Below are 21,580 nucleotides of genomic sequence, written 5' to 3'. Positions count from 1 at the left end.
CCCTTCGCGTGATGGGTCGTGCCGTTCTACCGACCGGTTTGGGGAGCTTCCCGGCTCGCTCGGCTCGGGCCCGGCGTAGCGCGGCGGCCTCGGTGGCGGCGGCCCGACAACGACACCGTGCGGCCGGAGACCAGTGCCTGACCCCGCGCGGGTGACAATCAGTCGGTCACATGCACGGTGACGTACAGGTCTCCGGGCGCTCCGCCGTGCTTCCCCGGCGCGCCAAATTCCCTGAGCCGGATCTTCTGCCCGTTCCGGACACCAGCGGGAATGCGGATCTTGAACGTGCGCCGCTTGCTGGCGACCCTGCCCTCGCCTCTGCAGACGGTGCAGTCCAACACCCTCGTCTCGTCTCCTGTGGTGGCGCAGGCAGGGCAGTTCTCGCTGGCGGTCATGCGTATGGGGATGACCGCGCCGTCGGTGGCTTCGTCCGGGCGGAGGTGGACCTCGGACGTGACGTCGGCGCCACGGCTGGGGATGGGCGAAGTGTCGCCGAAGTAGCGGTGGTTGATCTTTTCCAGGAGGTCGTAGACCTCTTCGGCGCTGTCCGGGCGCTGGGCCGGGTTCTTGGCCAGGAGTTGGCTGACCAGCTGTTCCAGTTCCACGGGAGTGTCCGGACGCAGGGTGCGCAGCAGGGCGGGCGGCTCTTTGAGGTGCTGGTTGATCAGCTGCCAGGACGTGCCGGTGAAGGGCCGACGGCCGGTGACCGCCTCGAAGAGCACGCATCCGAGCGAGTACAGGTCGGAGCGGTGGTCGAAGGAGCCGGACAGTGCTTCAGGCGCCATGTAGGCCGGGGTGCCGATCAGGACGCCGGTGGTGGTGATGTCGTGCCGTGCGTCGTTCCCCTTGGTGATGCCGAAGTCCACGACCGTCGCCTGGCCGTCATCCCGGACCATGATGTTGGACGGCTTGATGTCCCGGTGGGTAAGGCCCGCCTCGTGCGCGGCGTCCAGGGCGTCGGCGACGCAGGATGCCGCGTACAGGGCCATCGGCAGGGGCAGCGGGCCGGCCTCGAGGACGGAGCTGAGGGACTTGCCGGGGAGCAGCTGCATCACCAGGTAGGCGTACGGCCGCCCGTTGTGCATCGCGGAGCCGAAGTCGTGCACGGTGACGATGCGCGGATGGGACAGGCCGCCGGCGACCGCGGCCTCGCGGGCGAACCGGGCCACCTGGCGGTCGTGGTCCGCGTTGCCGTCCCCGGTGAGGACCTTGACCGCCACCAGCCGGTCGACCTTCGGATCGTGGGCTTGCCAGACCTGCCCGAACCCGCCCGCACCGACTGGCTCGATCAGCCGATAGCGGCCGTCCAGCACAGTCCCTGCCTGCACGACTCCCCCTTGAACGCGGCGCCTGATCTCCAGACGTGTACCCGTCACGCTACGCCGGGACAACCATCAGTAACAGGGGGTGCTGATCTATGAGTTGACTCAGGCCGTGGTCCGAAGTGCAGCCGACTCGGGGACGGCGGCCGCCGTCCCCGACGCCCGGGCGGCGCGCTCTTGTCGGGCCCGGCGCAGCGCGGCGGCCTCGGTCGCCGCGGCCTCGCGGCGGCGCTGCGCGCGGGTCGCCTCGATCGGGGCGGGCGCATCGTTCTGCACCGTCTCCGGGTCGGGGAACGCCCGGCGGCTGAGCTCGCGCATCGCACGAGTCTGCCGCTCCACCGCCTCCGCGATGCCGGGATCCACCCGGGACGGCGGCGCGGTCTCACGGTGCGCGGCAAGGGCGCGGCGGTAGCCGTCGCACGCGGTCTCTCTGGTCTTCGCCGGGCCCACAGGCGCGACCGGGCTGGTCGGTGCGGTGTCGTCCGGCTCAGGCGCGGGGACGGAGCCGGGCGCCAGGATCCGCAAGGCGCGCACGACCGTCCGGCCCGCTGCCTTGTTGGCGGCGTCGACGATGCGGGTCTGCTCCAGGCGCGTCTTCGTCGCCCAGGCCGACGACTCCGGGCACACGGTGAGCTGGCCGGAGTCGGCGTCGTACCCCACGGCCGTGACGTGCCCCGCGAGTTCGGGTGCGATGGCCGCCCACCGCTGGCGCAGCGTGGCGCCGGCGGCCGGGAGCTCCCAGGCCCGCTCGGTGACCAGCGCGCCGATCGCCGCTCCAAGTCCCATCGGCTCGCGCCCGTCCCGGCGCACCGTACGGACCATGCGCGGCTGCTTCTGCGTCGTCTTCTGGCCGCCGCCGTTCTTCCGGGCCTGCTCCATCGCGGCCCGCAGCGCGACCCGGGCCAGGTCGACGCCGGACACCTCGCCGCCGCTCATGCCTGCCCCCAGGTGGTGTAGCCGAGATCCAGGTGCCCGAGGCCGGACAGACGCTGCACGGTCGCGACGAACGACCGGGTGAACAGGCGCTGCGCCGACGTCTCGCCGTAGCGGTCGATGTGGTCGAACACGACCTGGTGGTCGCGGGCGGCGCGGGTGCGCCAGTCCAGGACCTGCTCGCGGGTCAGGTCCTCGAGGACCAGGTCCCGGTCGACGTCGTCGGCCTCCGGCTGCGCTGCGGGCGCGGCGGCCGGACGCGGGGCGGGCGGCACGACCGGGGCCGGCGACGTGGCCGACTCATTGAGGGCGGGGTACGCGGCCGCGGCTTCGGCACGGGCCTTGGCCGCCGCCTGCCGGGCCCGGACCTGCTCCCAGCGCTGCTCGCGGGCCCAAGCCTGGGCGGTCACGGTCTCGTGCAGCTGCCGCTCGGTCGCCGCACGGCGCTCCGCCTCGGAGGCGTACGGCATCGCGGTCTCAACGGCGGCCGCCACCGCCTGGCGCTGGGCACGGCTGCTGGCCTGCCGGTCCTCGCAGCGCGGGCAGTCCCGGCCGGAGTCGAGCAGCATGCGGTCGTCGCACAGCGCGTCGCCGCACTCCTGCCGCTGGGGCAGCCCCTTGCCGATCAGCCAGCCCACCGGGTCCTTGATCGGACCGCCCAGCCGCAGCTGGTCCTCCAGGCGCCGGGCGAGGCGGTCGGCGAGGACCTGCGGGCCGTCGATCCGGCCGACGAACCCGCTCACCGTGGCCAGCTCGGCACGCACGGCGGCCTCCACCAGACGGCGGGCGGCCGGACGCTCCAGACGCGCCCACAGCAGCCGGACCGGCTCCAAGATCACCCGCAGATTCTCCGGCGGCTGGACCCCCCTCCCCTGCTGCTGCCTGCCCTGACCCGCACCGTCCACGACCCGCACCAGGGCGCCGGCCACCGGCCCGCAGTTGCCGTTCTCGCTGATCGACGACGGGGACTTCTTCAGCTGTTCCCCGCGCAGCGGGCCGTCCTCGCCGTCGACCAGGTGCAGCCCGTCGACAGCGTCAGCGTCCACGGCCTGGTCCTCGCGCTCGCACGCGCGGTCCGGCAGATCACCGGACCCACCACGGCCTTCGCCGGAAAACCCATCAGAGAGCGAGAGAGAAGAGACGTCAGTACCCACAGGAGAGTGATCAGTGTGAAGGGCTGCCGTAACGTCGGGCTCTGTCACACCCGCCTCATCCGCCACCCGCACACCGCTGACCTGCGGCTCTGCGACCGGCTCGAAGGCCTCACTATCCCCTGCCGCAACGTCGGGCTCTGAAAAATCGGGGTCCAGGGCGGTCGCACGGTCCTCCCGGGCACCGGCGGCACCGCGCTTGCCGTGCGCGGCGGCGACCGCCGGCACGATCAGCCGCGTACGGTGACGCAGCCTGGACGCCGTCCCCACCCGCACCCGCTGCACCAGGTCCCGGTCCTCCAGCCGTTCCAGGACCCGCTCCCCCGTCGACGCCTTGCAGCCCATCAGCCGGGCCAACGTCGCCGCCGCACGGCCACGCTTGGTGTCCACCGTGCCGCCGCACTGCCGCACCTGCCCGTTCTCCCGCGCCTCCAGAACCAGCAACAGCAGCGCCAGCCGGTCCGTCGCCGCCGCGCGACCCACACGCGAGCCGAGCAGCCCGGCCGGGGTCACCCGCCCGTCCTTGTGCGCCCAGCCCGGCGCCATCACGGCCTCCAGCAGCCTCAGCAGCGTCGCGAACTCCTTCTTCTCCAGCGCAAGCGGATGCCCGACCACGTCGTACGCGTCCCACACCGGCAGCACCCGGCACTCCAGCCCGATGTCCTGGCCGAACTCGCCCTCCGCCGTGTCGATGGAGACCAGGCCGGACCGGCGCAGCGCCGGGACCACGTCCGAAGCGACGTACGACGCCGACAGACCCAGCCACCGACCCAGTTCGGGCGTACGGATCTCCACCACGCCCGTCTCGGAGGGGGTCCGCGACGCCAGGACGATCACCGCCAGCCGGACCGCGTCCGACGCGCCCTCGAGGCCAGGGGCATCCAGCAGTGCGCCCACCGCACCGCGAAACCGGGACTGGGCATCGCGCCCCAGGGCCAGCGGGGGCGCCGGACCACGCTCCGGCACAGGGCCGGCCTGTGTCGGCACCGACCGCAGCCAACGCCGCGAGCGCCCGGCCGGAGCCCCGTCGACGGAGTTGTCGACGGACTCCCACAGGGGGCGGTCCAGCGTGGCGGCCGACGCCGCTCCCGCGCTCACAGGAACATCCCCGAGGTCAGGCGGTCTGCCGAACCGGCGTCATCCGTGTGACAGCCAAGGGGTGTGATGTACGTCACAATCCCGCCAGGAGGGACACCACAACCAGCAGAAATCACCCCCGGCGGGGTTGACGCCTGGTCGTGGTCGACCTGACAAGACGACTGAAGCTCGTGCACTATGGCGATACCGACCTTCCATATGGATCAACGCAGACGGGCCCCCTGGCAGGGGCCGCGCTCGATGGCTCGTGTGGCGGGACAGGTGAGCCCCCTCCGTGAGGAGCGGGCGACAGTACGAAGGCCAGAGGCGGATCTCCTTCCGTTGACGACTTGGTGCTGGTGTTCCGAAAGCCCTTGGCCGGGCCTCGGAACGAACCGCGAAGCCCCTTGGCGGGGGCCCGCGGGTGTTGCATTGGCCCTGATGAGGGGCCGGACTGAAATGAGCGGCTTGATAAGCCGCGGCTCAGGACCGGTTGCACCCGGGATCTGAGCGGACCGCTCTGGTGGCTAATCCAGGCGGTAGACGGGCCGCGCGAGGCCGAAGGGGATGGCGAGTCCACTCTTCTTGGCGCGCGCGGCCGATGGCCACTAGGTCATCCCAACCCCCTGAATCCGGAGGCTGGCGTCAAGCTGCGCGCATACAGCCCGGATGGCGTGATCGCGCTGGAAGAACGGCGTAGCTGCGCGTGTAGTTCCACGCGTGCGGGTAACCTTCATCCCGCGAGCACCTCCCAACCAGGTGTGTCGCCCAACGAGGCTTAGCCCCGTTCGAGAAGCCCCAGTGGACCAGGCACGGTCCCTGGGGTTCTCGCTGTTTTGGATCACGTCTGCGAACAGCCTAACCGCACGACCGGACATAACTGCGAGGCGAATTCGCACAACGTCCGAGGTGCCCGGAATGCCGCGCCCGCCGGACGGGAAGCGCGCGGCAATTTGCCCGCCACACGGGAAAGTCACTGGCCGCCCCGCAGTTCGCGAAGGTGGGTGACGAACTCCTGCGCCTCGGAGGCGTGTCCGTAGTGAGTCTGGAGGGCCTGCCCCAGGTCGGCGGCCACCATCGCGAGTGAGGGCAGCGACTTCCGTTCCCCCGTCAGAGCCCGTTCCCCGTAAGCGAGTGCGGTGTCCAGGTCGCCCTCGCGCGCAGCGACCACGCCAAGCGTGACGCGGGCCTCCGCAATCCGCATGGGCGACCGCTCCGTCCCGTCGAAATCCGTGCCCGCCCGGATGACCTCATTGGCCAACTGCTCTGCAAGCCGGTTCTCGCCGGACTTCCTCAGCGCGTCCATGCGATAAAAATCGTATTTCGCGGGGTCGACGACGAAATGATTCTCGATGTTCTCCGGGTAAGGCAGCCGCTCCAGGATCTGACGGCCCTGATCGAGCGCGACTTCGGTCTGCGACCGGTCGCCCAACCGGGCCCACGCCTTGGCCTTCTGCGCGTACAGCTGCGCGGCGACGCTCTCGTTCGGCGCCACGGCGATGCCGGCCTCCGCGGCCGCGATGACGCCGCGGTAGTCGCCCCTCGTCAGCGCGAACCACGCCCGCATCTCGTGCGCCCAGCCCTGCACGCTCAGCTCCCCCGCCTCCTGACCGAGCATCAGCGCGGCCTGCCGGGTGGCTTCGGCGTCACGGGGACGACCGGAGTCGTACTCGACACAGCCCACCAGGAGCGACAACTTCCCGGCGAGCGCGATGATCTCGCGGTGCTGCGCCAGGCTGACCCGCTGGTGCTGGAGGCCGACGACGCGGGCGAGCCACGCCCTGCCTTCCAGAAGCAGCTGGTCGGCAGGCATGTACGCGTACTCGCAGCACAACCGGTCCGCCGTGATCCGCAGCGCGTCCAGCGTCGCGACATCGACGTCACTCGCGCGCAGCCTGGCGATGATGTCCACGGTGTCCATACCGCTGACCTGCAAGATTTCCGACCTACCGTCACGGCGGCTGCGCTCAGGGAAAAACGCGCCCGTCGTCGTTCCAAAGGTGCTGGCGATGGCCGACCTGTACTTCGTGGGCTGCGCGTCGCCCCGTTCCCATCGCTTCCACTGGCGGAGAAGATCCTGCTCGCTGACGTCCTGGTCCTCAGGGAGCCGGACCATCAGCGCGCGGACCGCGTCGGCCTGCGACCATTCGCGCGCCGCACGCTCTTCGACCATCCGGCGTGCCCAGTCGGGACGTTCATCCATCGCCGATCTCCTTCCCCGTACGGTCCTGCGGCGCAGCCTGTGCCCGGACAGGGTGATGCCCGCGACGCGGAGGCCGGCCCTTCTGCGGCCGAGCATGGCACGCACCCTTGATCGCGCGGAGGTGACAAGTGGTGGTGACATTCCGAATGTCACCACCTGATGTCACTTTCCGCAGCGGCACGACCCGAGCACGGTCATGGTCAAGAAGTGCTCGGTGATGCACGTGGGAGGTAGAGGTCAATGGGGGCCGCCATCAGCGGAAGGGCGCGTACGACGGAGTTCGGCCAGCAGGCGGTCGGGGTGGCCGTCATAGACGATGTGCGGCTCATCAGAGGTCGGTGCGTGGAATCGGCCCGCGAACCTCAGCAGGTCTTCCTCGCTGAACTCGATCGAATTGGGGTCAACCAGCGATTGGGCGTTGCGCTCCCGGATCCTCTCCCAGCGCACCTCGTGCGGCACCGGCAGGTAGATGAGAACAGGTACACCGCCAGCCTCCATGGCGGTTGCCGCCCATTGGGCGCGTTCCTCTGGAGTCCAGAACCCGTGGTCGACCACGGTGTCCCGGCCGGATTGCAGGGACTCCTGAAGCTCAAGGGCGATGTCCTTGAGGACGGGCGCCTCCCGGACGCGGAACTCGCCGCGAGGGAAGTCCCGTCCGTAGTGGCCATAGCGACGGAACATCTCCTCATCCGGGCAGAGTCGCCGGAAGCCGGCCTGCTCCAGAGCAAGCGCGAGGGCTGTTTTGCCAGCACCAGGCATCGCCGACATGAGGATGGCCCGAGGCGCGGGTCCCGGACGACCGGCCAGGGCTGCAGAGATGCGGCGGATCTCGAATCGTCCTTCCAAGGTCAGGGTGTCGGACGCCTCGGCTCGCAGAAGGCGACCAAGGCGGGTCTCAAGGCAGCAGACGAGGCTGTCGTCCAGGAGAACGGTGTCGCGGCTGGTCATCGTCCCTCCTCCGAGCGACGTGTACGGCCCGGAGCGCCCAAGTCGACTCCGTACTCCAGGATCTCGCCGTCGGCGTCCAGGAATCTCGCGGTCAACACCAGGATGGCCGCGACCGTGTCAGCCTCCAGCTCCAGGAGCTCAAGGTCCTGCAGGGTGGCGATGCGGGCGCCCTCCTCATGCACACGCCGGGCCACCTGCCGTCCGGTAGCCCGGGCAATCAGGTCCAGCGACAGCCCACCTACGAGGCGCGTGCTCTCCGCCAACTCGGGCACCACCCGCGCAAATTCGGCCGGGATCCAGGAGGTCGAGTGAGCGACGATGCCATGCCCGTCTCGATAGACACGGCTTCGACGGATCACGTCGTCACCAGGAGTGATACCCAGCACGCTTGCGACGTCGTCGGGAGCGGCGACTACGCCGGCTGTGTGCCCGCTCGACTTCTCGCCGGTGCCCCACGGGGACTGGGTCTTACTACTTCGGTCGTGGCGATCGGAACCGGTGGACAGCGACAGCGGCTGACCCAGAACCTCGGTGCCAACTCCCTTGATCCCTCGAACAAGCTGCTCGTCACGCAGGAGCTTCATCGCGCGGTCGGCCGTGGCGGTGCTGACCTTCCACTCGTCTGCCATGGCCTTGATGCTCGGCAGCAAGTCGCCCCGCTTGAGTGCCCCGGAGCAGATGAGGTCGCGGTAATGGCTCGCGATGCGCGTATACGGCGGCCTGTTGTCGGCTTGGGGCGGCCCGGGCATGTCGCCTCCTTTACTACTTCGTCGTCTTCGTCGCCTGAGGGTACCTCACTATACCGCTTGACACCTGAGGGTACCTCAGGCAACCTGAGGTAAGTACAACGCGGTGATCCTCCGGGAGCACCGCGAGCAAGTCCGCAGGAAGTCGTCCGCCCCTCGGGGTGGCCGGGGTTGATGCACCACTAAATCCCCTGGTCTCGACTCACCTGCATGTATGTCGCAGCGCTATGCGCTGTCCGTCCTCCAGGACGCCGGGTCTTCCGGTGCCTGGCGGGCGGAGAGAGCACCGCGACGCAGCCCCGCCCCTCCGTACACAAGGAGATCCCGCATGACCATCACGTCCGCGATGCCCACGGCCCGCAAGCGTCCGACCCGGACCCGCACGAAGCAGGTCAGCAGCCTCCCTGCGATCACCGTCTCGAAGCTGCCCCCCATCGACATCGACCTGCTCCCCGGCACGGAGAGCCTGGTCTGCCCGAACTGCAGTCGCTGGTGCCCCATCACCGGGCACGACGGCCGCAACCCGAAGCTGGTCCCCCACCACACCGGCCGCGCCGGCACCGCCGAACCCCGCCGATGTGACGGCAGCAACCGGCGAGTGAAGCTCGATCTGACGATCGCTGAGTGGCGGGAGCTCCTGGCCGACGCCATCACGGAAGCCTCCAGCCGCCAGCCCACCGCGGTGCTCCCCAAGGCGTTCAGCCCGCAGACCGACCGGACCCTGCGGGCTCGCGCGGAGCGCACGCCGACCAGGCGCGTGGCCGACTGGAACGCGGTGCTGCCCCGCGTGGCAGACGCCGACAAGAACCGCCAGGACGTCCCCGCTGGCGACGCTCCCACGGAGGGCCCCGCAGTTCCACTGACCACGCTCCACCCCAAGCGCCCCGCGCACTGAGCCACCCCGCACGAACGACCACGGCCCCTGCCGACCCGATCACCTCGGGTCGGCAGGGGCCGTGGCTGCTCGTACGACCAGCCAAAACGAGCGGCCCCGGGATTGCGCCCCGAGGCCGTTCAGCAGGCCATCCCCTTCGCGGAAGGACAACAACCTTGAGCTACATGATGACATCCCTCGCCCCGTTCGGTGCGCAGGGGGACAGCGACCCGGACATGGACGAAGCGCTGCGCCGGGTCCGCCAGGGCGGCAAGGGCGGCGGTTCACAGTGACGACGCTCACCGTCTCGGGTACCGGAACGATGGTTGCGGACCGGCCGGTGCTTCCGGCCTCCGTCCCCGGACTCCACCTGCGTCACCGCGCGGGCGGGTTCGTCGCCCACATCACGGCCTCCGAGTTCGCCTTCAGCACGGTGCGCGGTCTGACCGTGTCGGCGCTGACGGCGTACGGGGCCGGCCAGGCGACCGCCGACACCGCTGAGTGGCTCGTCTCGGAGCTGCTCGGCAACGCCGTTCGGGCCTGCGGCGATCACGTGCCGCTAGTCGTAGAGGTGTACGTCACCGGGCGCACCGTCCAGGTGAACGTGCACGACCCCGCCGCCGATCTGCTGCCTCACCGCAGCGCGGTGGCGATGGACAGCGACAACGCGGAGTCCGGGCGCGGCCTGGGTCTGCTGGACATGCTCGCGCCCGGCTGGGACGTCGTGTCCTCGCCGGTCGGCAAGCAGATCCGCTGCCAGATCGACGCCAGGTAGTTCAGCCCGCCGCCAACACCTGAGACAGCCCCGGGGATTCCTCGGGGCTGCCTCGTTCACGGACCTTCTGGGAGGCCCACATGAAGCGAGTGTCCGTCGCCGCCGTCCGCAGCCACGCCTACGCGCCCGTCTCCACCGACGCACCGGACCGGCCCCGCGCCGCCTGCGTCGAGCAGGACCCCGAGCTGTTCTTCCCGATCGGCAACACTGGCCCGGCGCTGCTCCAGATCGAGGAGGCCAAGGCCGTCTGCCGTCGCTGCCCCCTGATGGAGAGCTGCCTCGAGGGCGCGCTGGACCGCAACGAGACGGGCGTGTGGGGCGGGCTGTCCGAGGATGAGCGCCGCTCCCTCAAGCGCCGCGCGGCCCGCAAGCGCGCCGCGGCCGCGGCCGCCTCCGCCTGACGCCCGCCGTACGGGAGCGACAGCCAACTCCCTGCCCGCACCACGCTGTTCCACAAGGTCGGCCGCCCGCACCACGGGCGGCCGCCTTTCGCACGTCTCCAGCCCGGGAGAGTCTCGGGCCCGCATCCCCGCAGGAGAGCCCATGCGTAGCAGCACCCAGCTCGACACCGCGACGACCGCCACCGGTTCCACCCGGCTGTCGGACTCGCTGTGCACGCACACCCCGAAATGCCCGTCGGCCAGCAGCCCCGACCGCGAGGCCGCGCACGTCGTGGTCGCTCACCCGGAGCAGGGCTGGAGCCTGCTGTGCAACGACCTGGTGCTCTTCGACGACACCGGCGAGCTGCTCCCCGACGGCCAGATCATCGCCCCGCGCCGCCCCCTCGCGGCCACGGCCTGACAGTTGCCTGATCCGCCCGCCCTGACCGCCGACCACGGCGGCCGGGGCGGGCGGTGACTGGGAGCCGGACAGTCCGGACCAGCCGGCCCCGAGCCGGTGTACGCGACACAGACGACCCTCCGAGCCCCCGGCATTTGAGCTGCCGGGGCCCCGGAGGGCCTGGTCACGACCCTACCGACCGACGCCGACCCGCGGTGGCCTCTTGCACGAGGCGCCGGAACGTAAGAGAGGACACCCCGTGGCCAACACCACTACCCGGCGCAGGCGCAAGCCCGCCCCGGCTGCGAAGCCCCGCGCCAACGGGCGCGCCAAGGCGACGACGCCGCCGGCCTCCATCCCCGCCCAGGCCACCGGCCCTGAGGACACCGCGCCGCTGGTGTACCCGGAGGCCGATCCGGTCCTGGCCGACGCCATCGACCGCGCCGCCGACCTCCGGGGCCTGGCCGCCGACGACGCCGCCAGCATCCTCGCCGACGGCCAGGCGCGCGCCGGTGAACTGATGAACGCGGCCCGTACGGAGGCCGCCTCGATCACCGAGGCCGCCGCCGCCGAACAGTCCCGCATCCTGGCCGCCGCCGCGACGGACGCCGACCAGGTCCGCACCGACGCCGTGACCGCCGCGGCCGCCGACGCGGAGCAGGTCCTCGCCGACGCCGAAGCGAAGGCGGAGCAGCTGCTCGCCGACGCGCGCCGCGAGGCCGACACCGTCACGACGACGGCGACCGGCGAGGCCGACCAGGTCCTCGCCGACGCCCGCCGCCAGGCGGAAGAGGCCACCACCACGGCGGCCGCGCAGGCGGAGCAGGTCCGCACCGAGGCCGCGCACGCAGCCGCGAAGACTCTCGCCGACGCGGAGACCAAGCGCACCGAGCTGCTCGCCGGCGCGGAGCGCACCGCGGCTGAGACCCGCACCCGCGCCGCCACCGACGCCGAACAGCTCCTTCAGCGGGCACGGACCGACGCCGACCGGATGCGCGAGAGCGCGGACGACCAGGCCGTGCAGGTTCGGGCTGGAGCCGAGAGGGTGGCCGCCGGCCTTCGCCAGGACGCCGACCGCGCCCTGGCCGACGCCCGGTCCACTGCTGAGGAGCTGCGGTCCGCCGCCGAAAAGGACGTCGTCCGGCTGCGCGAGCAGGCCGAAGCCGACGCGAAGGCGGCCCGGGAGGCAGCCGAGAAGGCCACCGCCGACCGGATCGCCGCCGCCCAGGCCCGAGCCGAGGGTGAACGCGTCCTGGAGGCGGCCACCCAGAGCACGGTGCAGCGGGCCCGGCGCCGGGAGATCCGGACCGAGTCGCGCGCCGCCCGGCGCAAGGCCCGCAACGACGCCCGGCCCGCCGGTGGCGTGCCGCCGCTGACCGGAGGGGAGCTGGTGGGAGTCGTCGCGATCGTCCTGGCCGCCGCCGCCGTCTCCACCATCGGTCTGCTGTCCTCCTACACCGCGCTGGAGACCAAGGCGGCCGGGTGGGGCTGGGAGTGGCCGTGGCTGCTGCCGGTCGGCATCGACGTCTCCATCCCCGCCTTCACCGGCGCCAGCCTGGTCCTGATCCGCATGGGCATGGAACTGCGCTGGATCCGGTGGGTGCCCAGGGCGCTGACGGCGGTGACCGTCTACCTGAACTGGCACGCCTCCGACAGCATGTCCGGCCGCCTCGGGCACGCCGCCCTCACGCTGCTGTGGGTCGTGTTCTCGGAGATCGCCTCCCACGTGTACGCCACGAGGATCGGGGCGGTCACCGGCAAGGTGCGGATGGAGACGGTGCGCCGCAGCCGCTGGATCCTCGCCCCGATCCCCACCGCTCGCCTTCGCCGCCGGATGATCCTGTGGGAGATCACCTCCTACGAGGAGGCGCTCACCCGCCTCCAGGAGCAGACGTACCTGCGAGCGCAGCTCAAGGAAGAGCACGGGTGGCTGTGGCGCTGGAAGGCTCCGCTGGACCAGCGGATGGCGCTCAAGCTCGGAGAGGTGCCCGCCGCGCTCGCCGACACGCTCACCCCCGAGGACGCTCACACCATCGAGCGAGCGGAGGAAACCGAGCACGCTCACCCCGACATGAGCGCGCTCACCTCGGGAGAGACTCGCGGCGAGCGTGAGCGCCCGGCGCTCACCTCTGGCGCTCACGAGGGTGAGCGCGCCACAGAGGAGGCGGACGCTCAGCGAGCGGAGAACGCTCGTACGCGCAGCGAGACGGAGGCGCTGACCGAGCGTCGCCACGCACGCATCCGTCTCCTCTACACCGAGCTCGGGCGCCGCCCGCAGTGGACCGAGATCCGCGACGCGCTCACCGACGCGGGCCTGTCCGACACTCCGGTCTCCCGGCCGACCGCTCAGCGCCTGCGCGAGCAAGTCGAAGAGGCCGCCCCGGGCGCGTAGGTGAGCGCCCGGTGAGCGCTCAGCCGCTCACCCCCCTTGGCAGAACCCCTGCCGCTCATGGTCGCCACCGGCCCGCGCTCGCATCACTGAGCGCGGACCGGTGACGGCCACGGCCGGCAGGCCGATCGTGCGTCCCCGCCCCGAGCGGGGACGTCCCCCTGGCCCGAATCGGTGCCGACCCGATTGCACAACCCGACAGAGGAGTAGCCCTGATGAGCGACGAAAAGCAGCCGCGCAGGGGAGTGTGGACGCCCGACTTGCTCGCCGAAGGCCCGGACAAGCGCCGTGTGTTCATCGAGCAGCGTCGGCAGTACCTCGCCCCCCTGCTCGCTGAGTCGAAGGCCCTGCTCGCAGAGATCGAGGCCGATCTGAGCGAGGCCGACAAGCTGCCCGGTGACCTGCCGTTTCAGTCGAAGCTGCGGGCCAAGCACACGGTCCGGCCGCTCGCGAAGGTCGTCGCCGACCTCGAGGACGTGATCGTCCAGCTCACCGCGTACAGCGCGCGCTACCGGCGCAGCTACGAGGAACTGCCTGAGAAGCGGGCTGAGAAGGAAGCCGAGCGGCAGCGCCTGAAGGAGCTGAAGGCCGGCGGCGGGCAGCGGCAGATCGACGCACCCGAGCCGAAAGCGGAACCCGCTGAGGACCCGCACCCGTTCTTCGCGCACCTCAACAAGGGCGCGTGATGCCGGGCAAGGACCCCGCGCGGACGAAGCGCCTCACCTTCGAGCTGTGGTCGCCCCGGATCAACGGGGCGGCCACAGCTCGCGACCGGGTCGTCGTCCTCCTCGACGCGGCCCGGGCGCACCTTCCCGACGACGACCCGATGTGGGAGGCGATGGCCGACCAGCTCGGCAAGTACCTGAAGGACAAGGGCTTCGGCTCGTAACGCTCCGCGTTCAAAATCAACGTTCAAATCAAGGAATCCGCCGCACCAGCCGGTCGCCACACGCGCGCGTCACGCGCGCGCGTACGCGAGGCGGGCGGTTACGTCAAGTGAGGACGAAAAGATGACCGACGACGGTCGGGGCGCGGACGTCATCACGCTCCCCATGCTCAACCTGGCGCCGCCCGGCGGCGCTCCCGACGACGGGGTTCCGCCCCCGCCCGAAGCCGGTGACCTGGCCCCGCCGCCCGACTTCTTCCTGCCGTTTTCGACCTCCGGCGACGACGACGATTCGAGCACCGTCGACCCCGACGACGTCGCCCCACAGATGGTCGCCAACGCCTCAAGCGGAACCGGAACACCGGCCCGCGCGACGGCCTCGATGGCGATGGTCACGATGGCCGCGATCGCTGTCGCGGCGCTGCGCGGCACGTGGTCGATGGCGAACTACCTGAAGGCGCGGCGCGAGCATCACGACGCCGTCGCCGACAAGGCGCGCGAGGCGGCCGACAAGCAGAAGGTCGCGAACGCGGCGGCCGGTGCGAAGAAGGGCGTGCAGTCCGGGCCCGAGTTCGGACGCGGCGCGACCGGCAAGGGCGGCGGCGGTCGCTCGGGCGGGTCCGGCACCGGCGGCGGCTCGGGGCGCGGCGCCTTCGGGCAGCAGCAGAAGCCCGCACCGAAGGCCGGCGGCCGGGGCAGCTCAGCCAACGGCGCGACCGGCGCCGGCGGCCGCGGCTCGGGCGCGGGCGCGGGTCCGAAGGGTTCGAAGAACGGACCTGCTGGCGGCGGCTCGCGTACCTCGGGGCCGGGCTCATCGGGCAAGGGCTCGAAGGGCGCGGCCGGAGGCGGCACCGGATCGTCAGGCCCGGGCTCGGGATCGAGCAAGGGCTCAACGACCGGGGCCAAGAAGTCCCCGGGGTCGGGCACGCTCGGGAAGCTCGCGACCGGCCGACAGCAGCGCAAGAACGACGAAGCGAAGGCCGGGCGCCAGGCTGCGGCCGATCAGCGCAAGGCCGACCTGGCCGACCGCGCGGCGGCCCGGAAGGAAGCGGCAGCCGCGGCCGCCGACCGGCGCAAGCGGAAGGCCGAGAAGCGGAAGGCGAAGCGCGAGCGCGAGAAGGCCGGCGCCACCGACCCGAAGGCCACGAAGGACCCGAAGGAGACCGGCAAGGGCAAGCCCGACGAGAAGGTCGACCTGACCAAGAAGCCGAAGGCCGGTGACAGCGCCGGGGCGAAGAAGGACGACACGGAGAAGGTCGACCTCACCAAGAAGCCGAAGGCCGGTGACGGCACCGGGGCGAAGAAGGACGACACGGAGAAGGTCGACCTCACCAAGAAGCCCAAGCCCGGCAGCTCGAAGGGCAGGACGAAGAAGACGCCCCGCCGGAAGAAGCCGCACAGCTGGCGCCGGAAGCCGAAGGGAGGCACGACGGGACCGAAGACGGGTCGGCGGCGCAGGAAAGGCGGCAGCACGAGCGGTCCCGGGTCGATGCCCGGCGGCGACGGCGAGTGGCTGCGCCCTCCGCCCGGCTGGGACGTCACCTACAAGGTCGAGGTCGAGGTCATCCGGCCCGAACCGCGGCGACGTCAGCCCGCTGGCATCACCACAGGTCGAAGGGAGTTGCCCGCCGGATCATCCGGTCAGGTCACGCCCACCCGATCCGTACCGAAAGAGAGTCCGATCGTCATGGGTACAGCCGTTGCAGTCGGCGAGGTCGGCGACACCCAGTTCGTGGACGCCGACCTGACCGTGTACGACCTGATCGAGTCCGACGAAGAGATGGGCGAGCAGATCCTTCAGGGCGTCGATCACATGAACCTCGTTGCCTCGAAGTGTGAGGGCCTGAAGGCCGGGCTCGAATCGCTGTACGCGATGTGCATCGAGAAGAAGGTGCCCGGCGTCCTTGTGATGTGGTGCATCCGCCTCATGGAGCGGGCCGGGAGCGTGCAGGACAAGGCCGAAGCGCTGCGCGACTCCCTGCCGCGCGCGTCCGAGGCGATCCTGTCGGCGCGCGACACCGCCATCGAGGCTGACAAGCTGCGCGCCGACCGGGTGAAGGAAGCCGGGCACGTGGCACCGGCTGAGCGTGAGTACCACGACCGAAGTGGGGCCTGATCATGAGCACTGAATCCGAAAGCGGCGGTGCGATCGAGCCGACGAACGTCCAGAGCAGTGCGGAGGTCACCGCGTCCGGTGCGTCCAACCTGCCCGCCCCCGGCGAGGGGATGGACGCTGCGGCCGATCTGCCCGCTGAGCGCAGCGGCCGCATCGTCGACGTCATCGCGGACGCGTTGACGTTCATGCTCGTCATCGCGCGCCTTGGGATCGCGGCGGTGGCGATGCGGATGCTGTCGCAGGCGGTGAAGGGCGCGTACTCGTATGTCGAAGACTGTGCGCAGACCGTCGACGGGCTCGCCGACGTCGCCGCGTCGCTGGCCGTCGACGACTCGGTCACCTCGTCACACCATGACGCGGCAGCCACGATGCGTGCGTCCCTCGCGCTCGCCGACGCGCTCGCCTCTGAGGCGGCGGAGATGTCGACCGAGTTCGACAACGCGGCCCGTGACCACGAGAGCGACTACGGCGACGTGAACGAGGCGATGCAGTCCGGCACCGCCGCCGTCGCCGAACGCGAGTGGTACAGCAACCGCTAACCCGAATCCGCCCCTGAAGGCGCCCGGCCCCCGCACGAGGGGCCGGGCGCCTTCCGCATACCTGAAAGGAGTGCCGGCGATGCCGCTGCGCACGTACATCCAGACCACCCGCCGCGCGGGTTCGGTCGTAAGCCGTGCCGGTTCGGCCACGGTCAGCGGCGTCGGCCGGCTCGCGACCCTCGCGGGCGGCAGCGCCATGACGGCGGGGCTGTTCACCGACGCCGGCACCCTGCCCGCAATCCTCACCACGATCGCGGCCGGGCTGGGCGGGGCGTTCCTGTCACCCCGGTTCCAGCTCGCCCACCCGCTGAAGAAGCCGATCGTGTTCACGATCTACCTGGCGCCGCACTCCGTGCTGGTCTCGAACCTCGTCACCGAGCTGGTGTGGGACGCGACCGAGGGCCGCCTGGTCCAGGGCGGCGTCGCCGTGCTGTGGACGGCCGGAGTGTGGTGGCTGCGCCCCGGACGGCTCGCCAAGAGGGTCGCGAAGTGGCCCGAGCCCGTCATCGAGACCGACGACACCGAGGCCGACCAGGACGCCGCAGGCGCTGAACTCGAGGTCGCCATCGAGATTCCCGACGATCCGGCGGGCCGGTGGTGGGCTCTGAACGCGGCGAAGAAGGACGGCGTCGCTGAGGGCACGCGCGTGATCGCTGTTCGGGCGATCGAGGACCGGCGCCGCGTCGCCGTCGCGCTCGCCGCGATCGAGAAGGGCGAGCCCGTACCCGACATCAAGATCAGGCGCCTGTCGGCCCTGATGAACGTGCCCGAGGAACTGCTGGAGGTACAGGCGATCCCCGGACACGGCGCCGGAGTCGCGATGCTACTGATCGGCCCCAAGCCCGAGGCCGGCCCGGCGCCCGACGACGACGTCTGGGCGGAGATCGGCCGGTCCGCGCTGCCCGGCGTGACCCTCACCGAGATCAACGAGTACGACATGTCGAAGGAGCTCAACCCGTGACCCCGGCAGCCCTCGCGAAGAAGCACGTTGAGGAAAAGCAGGAGGTGATGCGCGAGTACATGCTGCGCACCAGGCCGGGCGGCGTGAAGGGCGCCGACCATGACGCCCTGTGCGACCTCCTGGAGGTCGACGACCCCAGCCGTGTGATCTTCGAGCAGGGGCGGGGCCGCCAGGCCGTCGTCCGCGTCTTCCCCGTGAACCCGCTCGCGAAGATGCGCGCGATCACCCTCGAAGACCTCCAGCTGGATGAGAACGGCTGCATCCGTATCGGCTCGTACTACGACGGCGAGCCGCTGCGGATGCGGGTCCACGACCCCGAGACCGGCAACGCGCAGCGCATCATCATCTTCGGCACGACCGGCGCCGGTAAGAGCCGTGCCCTTCAGGCGTTCCTCGCCGCGTGCAAGCGCAACGGGATCGTCGTGCACCTCGCCGACCTCAAGGGCGGACAGTCCGTACCCGAGGCGAAGGACAACGTCGCCACACACGTGCGGACGCTGGAAGAGGCGATGGGCCTGCTGCGGGCCGCCGTCGCGAAGGCCGAAGCGCGGTTCAACCGGTACGCCGACATGGGCCGCTCGGGCTTCCTGATCAACAACCCGGACCCGCTCGAATACGTCGTCATCGACGAAGCCAACCGCCTGCTGGAGAAGGGCAGCCCGTTCCGGGCTGAGGCAGCTCGACTGATCAAGGAAATCGGTCGGACCGGGCGCAGCGTCGGCATTGGCATCGTCCTCGCGGCGCAGGCCGGGCACCTTGACGAACTCGGTGGCAGCGACACGTTGAGGGCCATGTTGAAGGAAGGCGAAGTCGTCCTCCTCAGGTGGAGCTCGCAGATGATGGCCTCGCTCGTGGGCGACGGCCTGCTGCCGACTGGCGAAAACCTCCAGCCCATCCCGAAGATCCTCGGTGCCGCCCGTCGTATCCAGCGATGGGGCGCGCCCGTCGACCGCAGCAAGGAGAAGCCGAACTCACAGGGGATGTGCTACCACCTGACGTCGGCCCGGCCGACGTCGATGGCGCGCTACTTCCTGGTCGGCTCGCTCTCGCCGCACGAGGGGTACGACCCGGTGATCCGGCAGCTCTACGGATCCGCGCCGCCCCCGGGCAAGCCTCTGAAGCTGATCTTCCCGCCGCCCAAGGAGGGCAAGGGAGGCCAGGCGGCCGGTGACGCCGACGACTGGGAGTACGGCGAGGGCGACGAAGGCGAGAGTGAATCGCTGCCGCCGATGCCCAGGACGCTGAAGGAACGGATCCTCGCGGCACTTGAGTCCGGCCCTCTGTCCGAGGCAGACCTTCGCGCGGCCCTCGATGAGGACGGCGGGAAGGACGCCAAGCTCGGTTCCGTGCGCACCACGATCAGCACCCTGCGCGGCGAGGAAAAGATCGCCCCGAGGGACGCGTCCGGCCTGATCAGCCTGCCCATGTGATCAAGGGCGCCCGAGACCGACCCGGGCGCCCCAGCCCCCTCCTGCGCCCTCCCCGCCACCACGGCCGGGGAGGGCGCACCCGTATCGCCGTCATCTCGCCGACCTTCCCGAAGGAGTTCTCCACCGTGGCGCTGACCGTCTCCCTGGTCGTCCTCGCCGGAATCGCCGTGCTGATCCTGGTCCGCACCGGCTACCTGCGTATCTGGCCCGCCTTCGCCGCCGCCCTGTTCGGCTTCACCCTCGCCTCCACCGGCATCGCCCCCGCCATCACCAGCGGCATCAGCAGCCTCGCCGGAATGCTCAGCAGCATCGGCTGAACCGCCCCGCTCCCCCACCCCCTGCGCCCTCCCTGCCACCACGGCAGGGAGGGCGCCCCCGCATCTGCCCGGATGGAGAACACCGTGAACTTCGAGCACATCACCCGCCCGCTGACCGACGCCGAAGCCAAGGCCGAAGCCCAGCGGATCATCGAAGAGAACTTCCGCCCCGAGGTGCCCGTCGTGCGGCACATCCCCACGTCGTTCCGCGACGACAGCCCGCTGCCCCCGTACGGCGACACCCCGCCCGTCCGTCAGGACGACAAGCGGATCGTGCCCGAGTGGGCACTCGGGATCGCCGTCGCGAGCGTCGGCGTCGGCGCCGGCGTCACCGGCATCGGCTGCGGCGCCTGGCTGGTCCTCCAGGGCCTGGCCTCCGTCACGCTCTACGGCGTCCTCATGGTGACCCTCCCCTTCGCAGGCGTCGCCATGGTCGCCACCGCGATCGGCGGCGCGATCAACAAGGCGCGCAACGCGGTCACCAAGAACGTGTTCGAGGGCCCCGTCGTGCAGAACACGCAGATCAACAACACCAGCAACCAGCGCGGGATGTTCTCCCGCACCCGCAACGACGTCCGCTGAACTCCGGACGCCCTGCCTCGCAGCCGACACCCCGCCGCATAGGCCGGGCCTCGGGTGCGGGACAGGCCCTCCGGCCTCGCGGCCAGTCGCAGCCGATCCCGACGCCGCCGTGGTCACCGGCCTCGGCATCCCGGATCTGCCCGTCGACCGCAGCCGTCGCCTCCGAGCCCGCCGCTCACCACCTGGCCCACTCGCGCGCCCCGAACAGCCCACCGACCCCTTGGAGTTGCCCCGTGCAGTCCCACGACAACACCCCCGGCCAGAACCGCCAGGAGCTCACTTACCTCCCGGTGCCCTTCCCGAAGGCGCCGCCCAAGGAGCCGCGGTTCGCCGCGCTGCGCACCTGGTGGAACGAGGCATGGGAAGAGAACGGCGTCCTGCACCAGATGTGGGAAGACGTGCTCAGCGCCCCCGAGGTCGGCTTCCGGCACATGGCGCCCTGGCTCCGCGCCGTCCTGATGGTGGCCGGAGTCTCCTTCGCCGTGCTGATGGCCAAGGCCGCCGGCGACGTCGTCCTCGAGGCGCTGCACCAACTGCTCACCGCCGTGCCCAAGGTGCAGGTCGGCGTCGACACCTCCAGCGGCGTGGCCGCCGTCGTCGACCAGCCGGTCCGCACGTACATCGCGCAGCACGCCGCCGGCCTCCCGGTCGAAGGCTCCACCGTCTACACGCTGTGGCTCCTCACCGGCATCGTCGGCCTGGTCCTCGGCTACCTCTCCCGGAACAACGGCGTACGCGCGCTGTGGACGGCACACGGCGCGGCGACCGTCTGGATGATCTGGACGACCACCCCTGACGCCAGCCGCCCCGTCGCTGTCGGGCTCGCTGTCCTCGGCTGGATGTTCCTCTCCGCGTTCGCGATGCGCGGCCTGACCCTGCGCCGCCCCGCCGCCCGCCCGGTGGAGGTCACCGTCCGGCCCGAGATCCACGTCCCGGTGCCGCCCCCGGCCGCGCCCGCCGACCAGCACAACGGCTGCCCCTTCCAGGACTGACCTCCGGACGCTCCGCCTGGTCCTCGCCCACCCGCTCCGGCGCGGTGGGCGAGGACCGGACAGGCCGTCCGGCCTCACGTACCACCACCCCAAGCCGCCGATCCGCAAGGAGATCCGTCATGCCGCAGAACACCCCGACCCCGGTGCAGGGCTGGTTCATACCCGCACACTCCACCGCCCCGGCCAAGAAGATGCCGCTGCTGACGCGCCTCGCGCTGGCCGCCGCGGCCGTCCTCGCGATCGTGCTCGGGTCCCACGGGAACGCGGACGGCCAGCCCGCCACCCCGTCCCAGACCCCGGCGGCCACCACCACGCCGACCACGGCCAGCACCAACACGCCGTAGCGAACGTCACCGCACAGCACCACCGCGCCCCGCCGGACAGCAACACGCCGGTGGGGCGCCGCCGTCCCTGCCACCGACCCGCTGGAGGAACCGCCCGTGCTCATCCCCCGACCGCGCCGCCGAGCAGCAGACACACCGTAGCCACCGTCCACAGGCCCGTCATGGCGGCGACCGGCACGAACAGGCGGGCCAGCCGGGCCCGCAGCCACCCGCCG

Annotated in this window: 21 protein-coding genes; 15 read left to right on the top strand and 6 right to left on the bottom strand. The window is 71.1% G+C overall.

Going from position 1 to position 21,580, the window contains the following annotated elements; all coding sequences use genetic code 11:
* Positions 1–158: 158 nt before the first annotated feature.
* The 6 genes from P1P75_RS18985 to P1P75_RS18960 all read right to left on the bottom strand — a co-directional run bounded on the left by P1P75_RS18985 (position 159) and on the right by P1P75_RS18960 (position 8,383).
* Positions 159–1,328 carry a protein kinase gene (locus tag P1P75_RS18985; protein WP_319256795.1) on the bottom strand — a complete coding sequence of 390 codons (1,170 nt, stop codon included), beginning with the start codon at positions 1,326–1,328 and terminating at the stop codon, positions 159–161.
* A 99-nt stretch (positions 1,329–1,427) separates the two neighbouring features.
* The gene (locus P1P75_RS18980; RefSeq protein WP_319256792.1) at positions 1,428–2,258 is read right to left on the bottom strand and encodes a DUF721 domain-containing protein; all 831 of its coding nucleotides are present in this window, start codon (positions 2,256–2,258) and stop codon (positions 1,428–1,430) included.
* A complete protein-coding gene (locus tag P1P75_RS18975; protein ID WP_319256790.1) occupies positions 2,255–4,504 on the bottom strand; it encodes a hypothetical protein in 2,250 nt (749 codons plus the stop codon). Before P1P75_RS18975 ends, P1P75_RS18980 begins: the two co-directional genes overlap by 4 nt.
* A gap of 952 nt (positions 4,505–5,456) precedes the next feature.
* Entirely contained in the window at positions 5,457–6,686 is a 1,230-nt protein-coding gene (locus P1P75_RS18970; protein WP_319256788.1) for an XRE family transcriptional regulator, read from the bottom strand.
* A gap of 237 nt (positions 6,687–6,923) precedes the next feature.
* The gene (locus P1P75_RS18965) at positions 6,924–7,634 is read right to left on the bottom strand and encodes an ATP-binding protein (RefSeq protein WP_319256786.1); all 711 of its coding nucleotides are present in this window, start codon (positions 7,632–7,634) and stop codon (positions 6,924–6,926) included.
* Positions 7,631–8,383, bottom strand: coding sequence for a GntR family transcriptional regulator (locus tag P1P75_RS18960; protein ID WP_319256785.1), 753 nt, complete (start codon positions 8,381–8,383; stop codon positions 7,631–7,633). Before P1P75_RS18960 ends, P1P75_RS18965 begins: the two co-directional genes overlap by 4 nt.
* A gap of 325 nt (positions 8,384–8,708) precedes the next feature.
* On the opposite strand from P1P75_RS18960, the gene P1P75_RS18955 reads away from it, so the two are divergent.
* The 15 genes from P1P75_RS18955 (at position 8,709) to P1P75_RS18885 (ending at position 21,365) form a co-directional block, all read left to right on the top strand.
* The gene (locus P1P75_RS18955; RefSeq protein ID WP_319256783.1) at positions 8,709–9,275 is read left to right on the top strand and encodes a hypothetical protein; all 567 of its coding nucleotides are present in this window, start codon (positions 8,709–8,711) and stop codon (positions 9,273–9,275) included.
* A gap of 268 nt (positions 9,276–9,543) precedes the next feature.
* Positions 9,544–10,029 carry an ATP-binding protein gene (locus tag P1P75_RS18950; RefSeq protein WP_319256781.1) on the top strand — a complete coding sequence of 162 codons (486 nt, stop codon included), beginning with the start codon at positions 9,544–9,546 and terminating at the stop codon, positions 10,027–10,029.
* 80 nt (positions 10,030–10,109) lie between these two features.
* Positions 10,110–10,430 carry a WhiB family transcriptional regulator gene (locus P1P75_RS18945; RefSeq protein ID WP_319256780.1) on the top strand — a complete coding sequence of 107 codons (321 nt, stop codon included), beginning with the start codon at positions 10,110–10,112 and terminating at the stop codon, positions 10,428–10,430.
* Between the two features lie 208 nt (positions 10,431–10,638).
* Positions 10,639–10,830, top strand: coding sequence for a DUF5999 family protein (locus P1P75_RS18940; protein ID WP_319256825.1), 192 nt, complete (start codon positions 10,639–10,641; stop codon positions 10,828–10,830).
* Positions 10,831–11,068: 238 nt separating this feature from the next.
* Positions 11,069–13,201 carry a DUF2637 domain-containing protein gene (locus P1P75_RS18935; protein ID WP_319256778.1) on the top strand — a complete coding sequence of 711 codons (2,133 nt, stop codon included), beginning with the start codon at positions 11,069–11,071 and terminating at the stop codon, positions 13,199–13,201.
* 212 nt (positions 13,202–13,413) lie between these two features.
* Positions 13,414–13,884: a hypothetical protein gene (locus P1P75_RS18930; RefSeq protein WP_086797990.1), complete on the top strand. Its 471-nt coding sequence runs from the start codon at positions 13,414–13,416 to the stop codon at positions 13,882–13,884.
* Entirely contained in the window at positions 13,884–14,087 is a 204-nt protein-coding gene (locus P1P75_RS18925; RefSeq protein ID WP_319256775.1) for a hypothetical protein, read from the top strand. The genes P1P75_RS18930 and P1P75_RS18925 overlap by 1 nt, the downstream gene beginning before the upstream one ends.
* A 121-nt stretch (positions 14,088–14,208) precedes the next feature.
* Positions 14,209–16,200: a hypothetical protein gene (locus P1P75_RS18920; protein WP_319256774.1), complete on the top strand. Its 1,992-nt coding sequence runs from the start codon at positions 14,209–14,211 to the stop codon at positions 16,198–16,200.
* Positions 16,201–16,202: 2 nt separating this feature from the next.
* Positions 16,203–16,739 carry a hypothetical protein gene (locus P1P75_RS18915; RefSeq protein ID WP_319256772.1) on the top strand — a complete coding sequence of 179 codons (537 nt, stop codon included), beginning with the start codon at positions 16,203–16,205 and terminating at the stop codon, positions 16,737–16,739.
* A 79-nt stretch (positions 16,740–16,818) separates the two neighbouring features.
* Positions 16,819–17,700, top strand: coding sequence for a hypothetical protein (locus P1P75_RS18910; protein ID WP_319256770.1), 882 nt, complete (start codon positions 16,819–16,821; stop codon positions 17,698–17,700).
* Positions 17,697–19,130 carry a DNA/RNA helicase domain-containing protein gene (locus P1P75_RS18905; RefSeq protein WP_319256768.1) on the top strand — a complete coding sequence of 478 codons (1,434 nt, stop codon included), beginning with the start codon at positions 17,697–17,699 and terminating at the stop codon, positions 19,128–19,130. The genes P1P75_RS18910 and P1P75_RS18905 overlap by 4 nt, the downstream gene beginning before the upstream one ends.
* Before the next feature lie 125 nt (positions 19,131–19,255).
* Positions 19,256–19,447 carry a hypothetical protein gene (locus tag P1P75_RS18900; protein ID WP_319256766.1) on the top strand — a complete coding sequence of 64 codons (192 nt, stop codon included), beginning with the start codon at positions 19,256–19,258 and terminating at the stop codon, positions 19,445–19,447.
* An 84-nt stretch (positions 19,448–19,531) separates the two neighbouring features.
* Positions 19,532–20,029 (top strand): hypothetical protein, encoded by a 498-nt coding sequence (locus P1P75_RS18895; RefSeq protein ID WP_319256764.1) that lies wholly within the window; start codon positions 19,532–19,534, stop codon positions 20,027–20,029.
* Positions 20,030–20,262: 233 nt separating this feature from the next.
* Entirely contained in the window at positions 20,263–21,021 is a 759-nt protein-coding gene (locus P1P75_RS18890; protein ID WP_319256763.1) for a hypothetical protein, read from the top strand.
* A gap of 119 nt (positions 21,022–21,140) precedes the next feature.
* Positions 21,141–21,365 carry a hypothetical protein gene (locus P1P75_RS18885; protein ID WP_319256761.1) on the top strand — a complete coding sequence of 75 codons (225 nt, stop codon included), beginning with the start codon at positions 21,141–21,143 and terminating at the stop codon, positions 21,363–21,365.
* Positions 21,366–21,580: the final 215 nt, after the last annotated feature.

This window comes from Streptomyces sp. ID05-39B (assembly GCF_033794725.1).
In the GTDB taxonomy this organism is placed as follows: domain Bacteria; phylum Actinomycetota; class Actinomycetes; order Streptomycetales; family Streptomycetaceae; genus Streptomyces; species Streptomyces bobili.
Note: the sequence above shows the minus strand (reverse complement) of the source record. Positions and strands in the feature narration are given on the sequence as shown.

Excerpts from the sequence above, each read along its gene's own strand:
- P1P75_RS18980 (WP_319256792.1), bottom strand. The coding sequence starts at position 2,258 with ATGAGCGGCGGCGAGGTGTCCGGCGTCGACCTGGCCCGGGTCGCGCTG.
- P1P75_RS18970 (WP_319256788.1), bottom strand. The coding sequence starts at position 6,686 with ATGGATGAACGTCCCGACTGGGCACGCCGGATGGTCGAAGAGCGTGCG.
- P1P75_RS18965 (WP_319256786.1), bottom strand. The coding sequence starts at position 7,634 with ATGACCAGCCGCGACACCGTTCTCCTGGACGACAGCCTCGTCTGCTGC.
- P1P75_RS18960 (WP_319256785.1), bottom strand. The coding sequence starts at position 8,383 with ATGCCCGGGCCGCCCCAAGCCGACAACAGGCCGCCGTATACGCGCATC.
- P1P75_RS18955 (WP_319256783.1), top strand. The coding sequence starts at position 8,709 with ATGACCATCACGTCCGCGATGCCCACGGCCCGCAAGCGTCCGACCCGG.
- P1P75_RS18945 (WP_319256780.1), top strand. The coding sequence starts at position 10,110 with ATGAAGCGAGTGTCCGTCGCCGCCGTCCGCAGCCACGCCTACGCGCCC.
- P1P75_RS18930 (WP_086797990.1), top strand. The coding sequence starts at position 13,414 with ATGAGCGACGAAAAGCAGCCGCGCAGGGGAGTGTGGACGCCCGACTTG.
- P1P75_RS18925 (WP_319256775.1), top strand. The coding sequence starts at position 13,884 with ATGCCGGGCAAGGACCCCGCGCGGACGAAGCGCCTCACCTTCGAGCTG.
- P1P75_RS18920 (WP_319256774.1), top strand. The coding sequence starts at position 14,209 with ATGACCGACGACGGTCGGGGCGCGGACGTCATCACGCTCCCCATGCTC.
- P1P75_RS18915 (WP_319256772.1), top strand. The coding sequence starts at position 16,203 with ATGAGCACTGAATCCGAAAGCGGCGGTGCGATCGAGCCGACGAACGTC.
- P1P75_RS18910 (WP_319256770.1), top strand. The coding sequence starts at position 16,819 with ATGCCGCTGCGCACGTACATCCAGACCACCCGCCGCGCGGGTTCGGTC.
- P1P75_RS18885 (WP_319256761.1), top strand. The coding sequence starts at position 21,141 with ATGCCGCAGAACACCCCGACCCCGGTGCAGGGCTGGTTCATACCCGCA.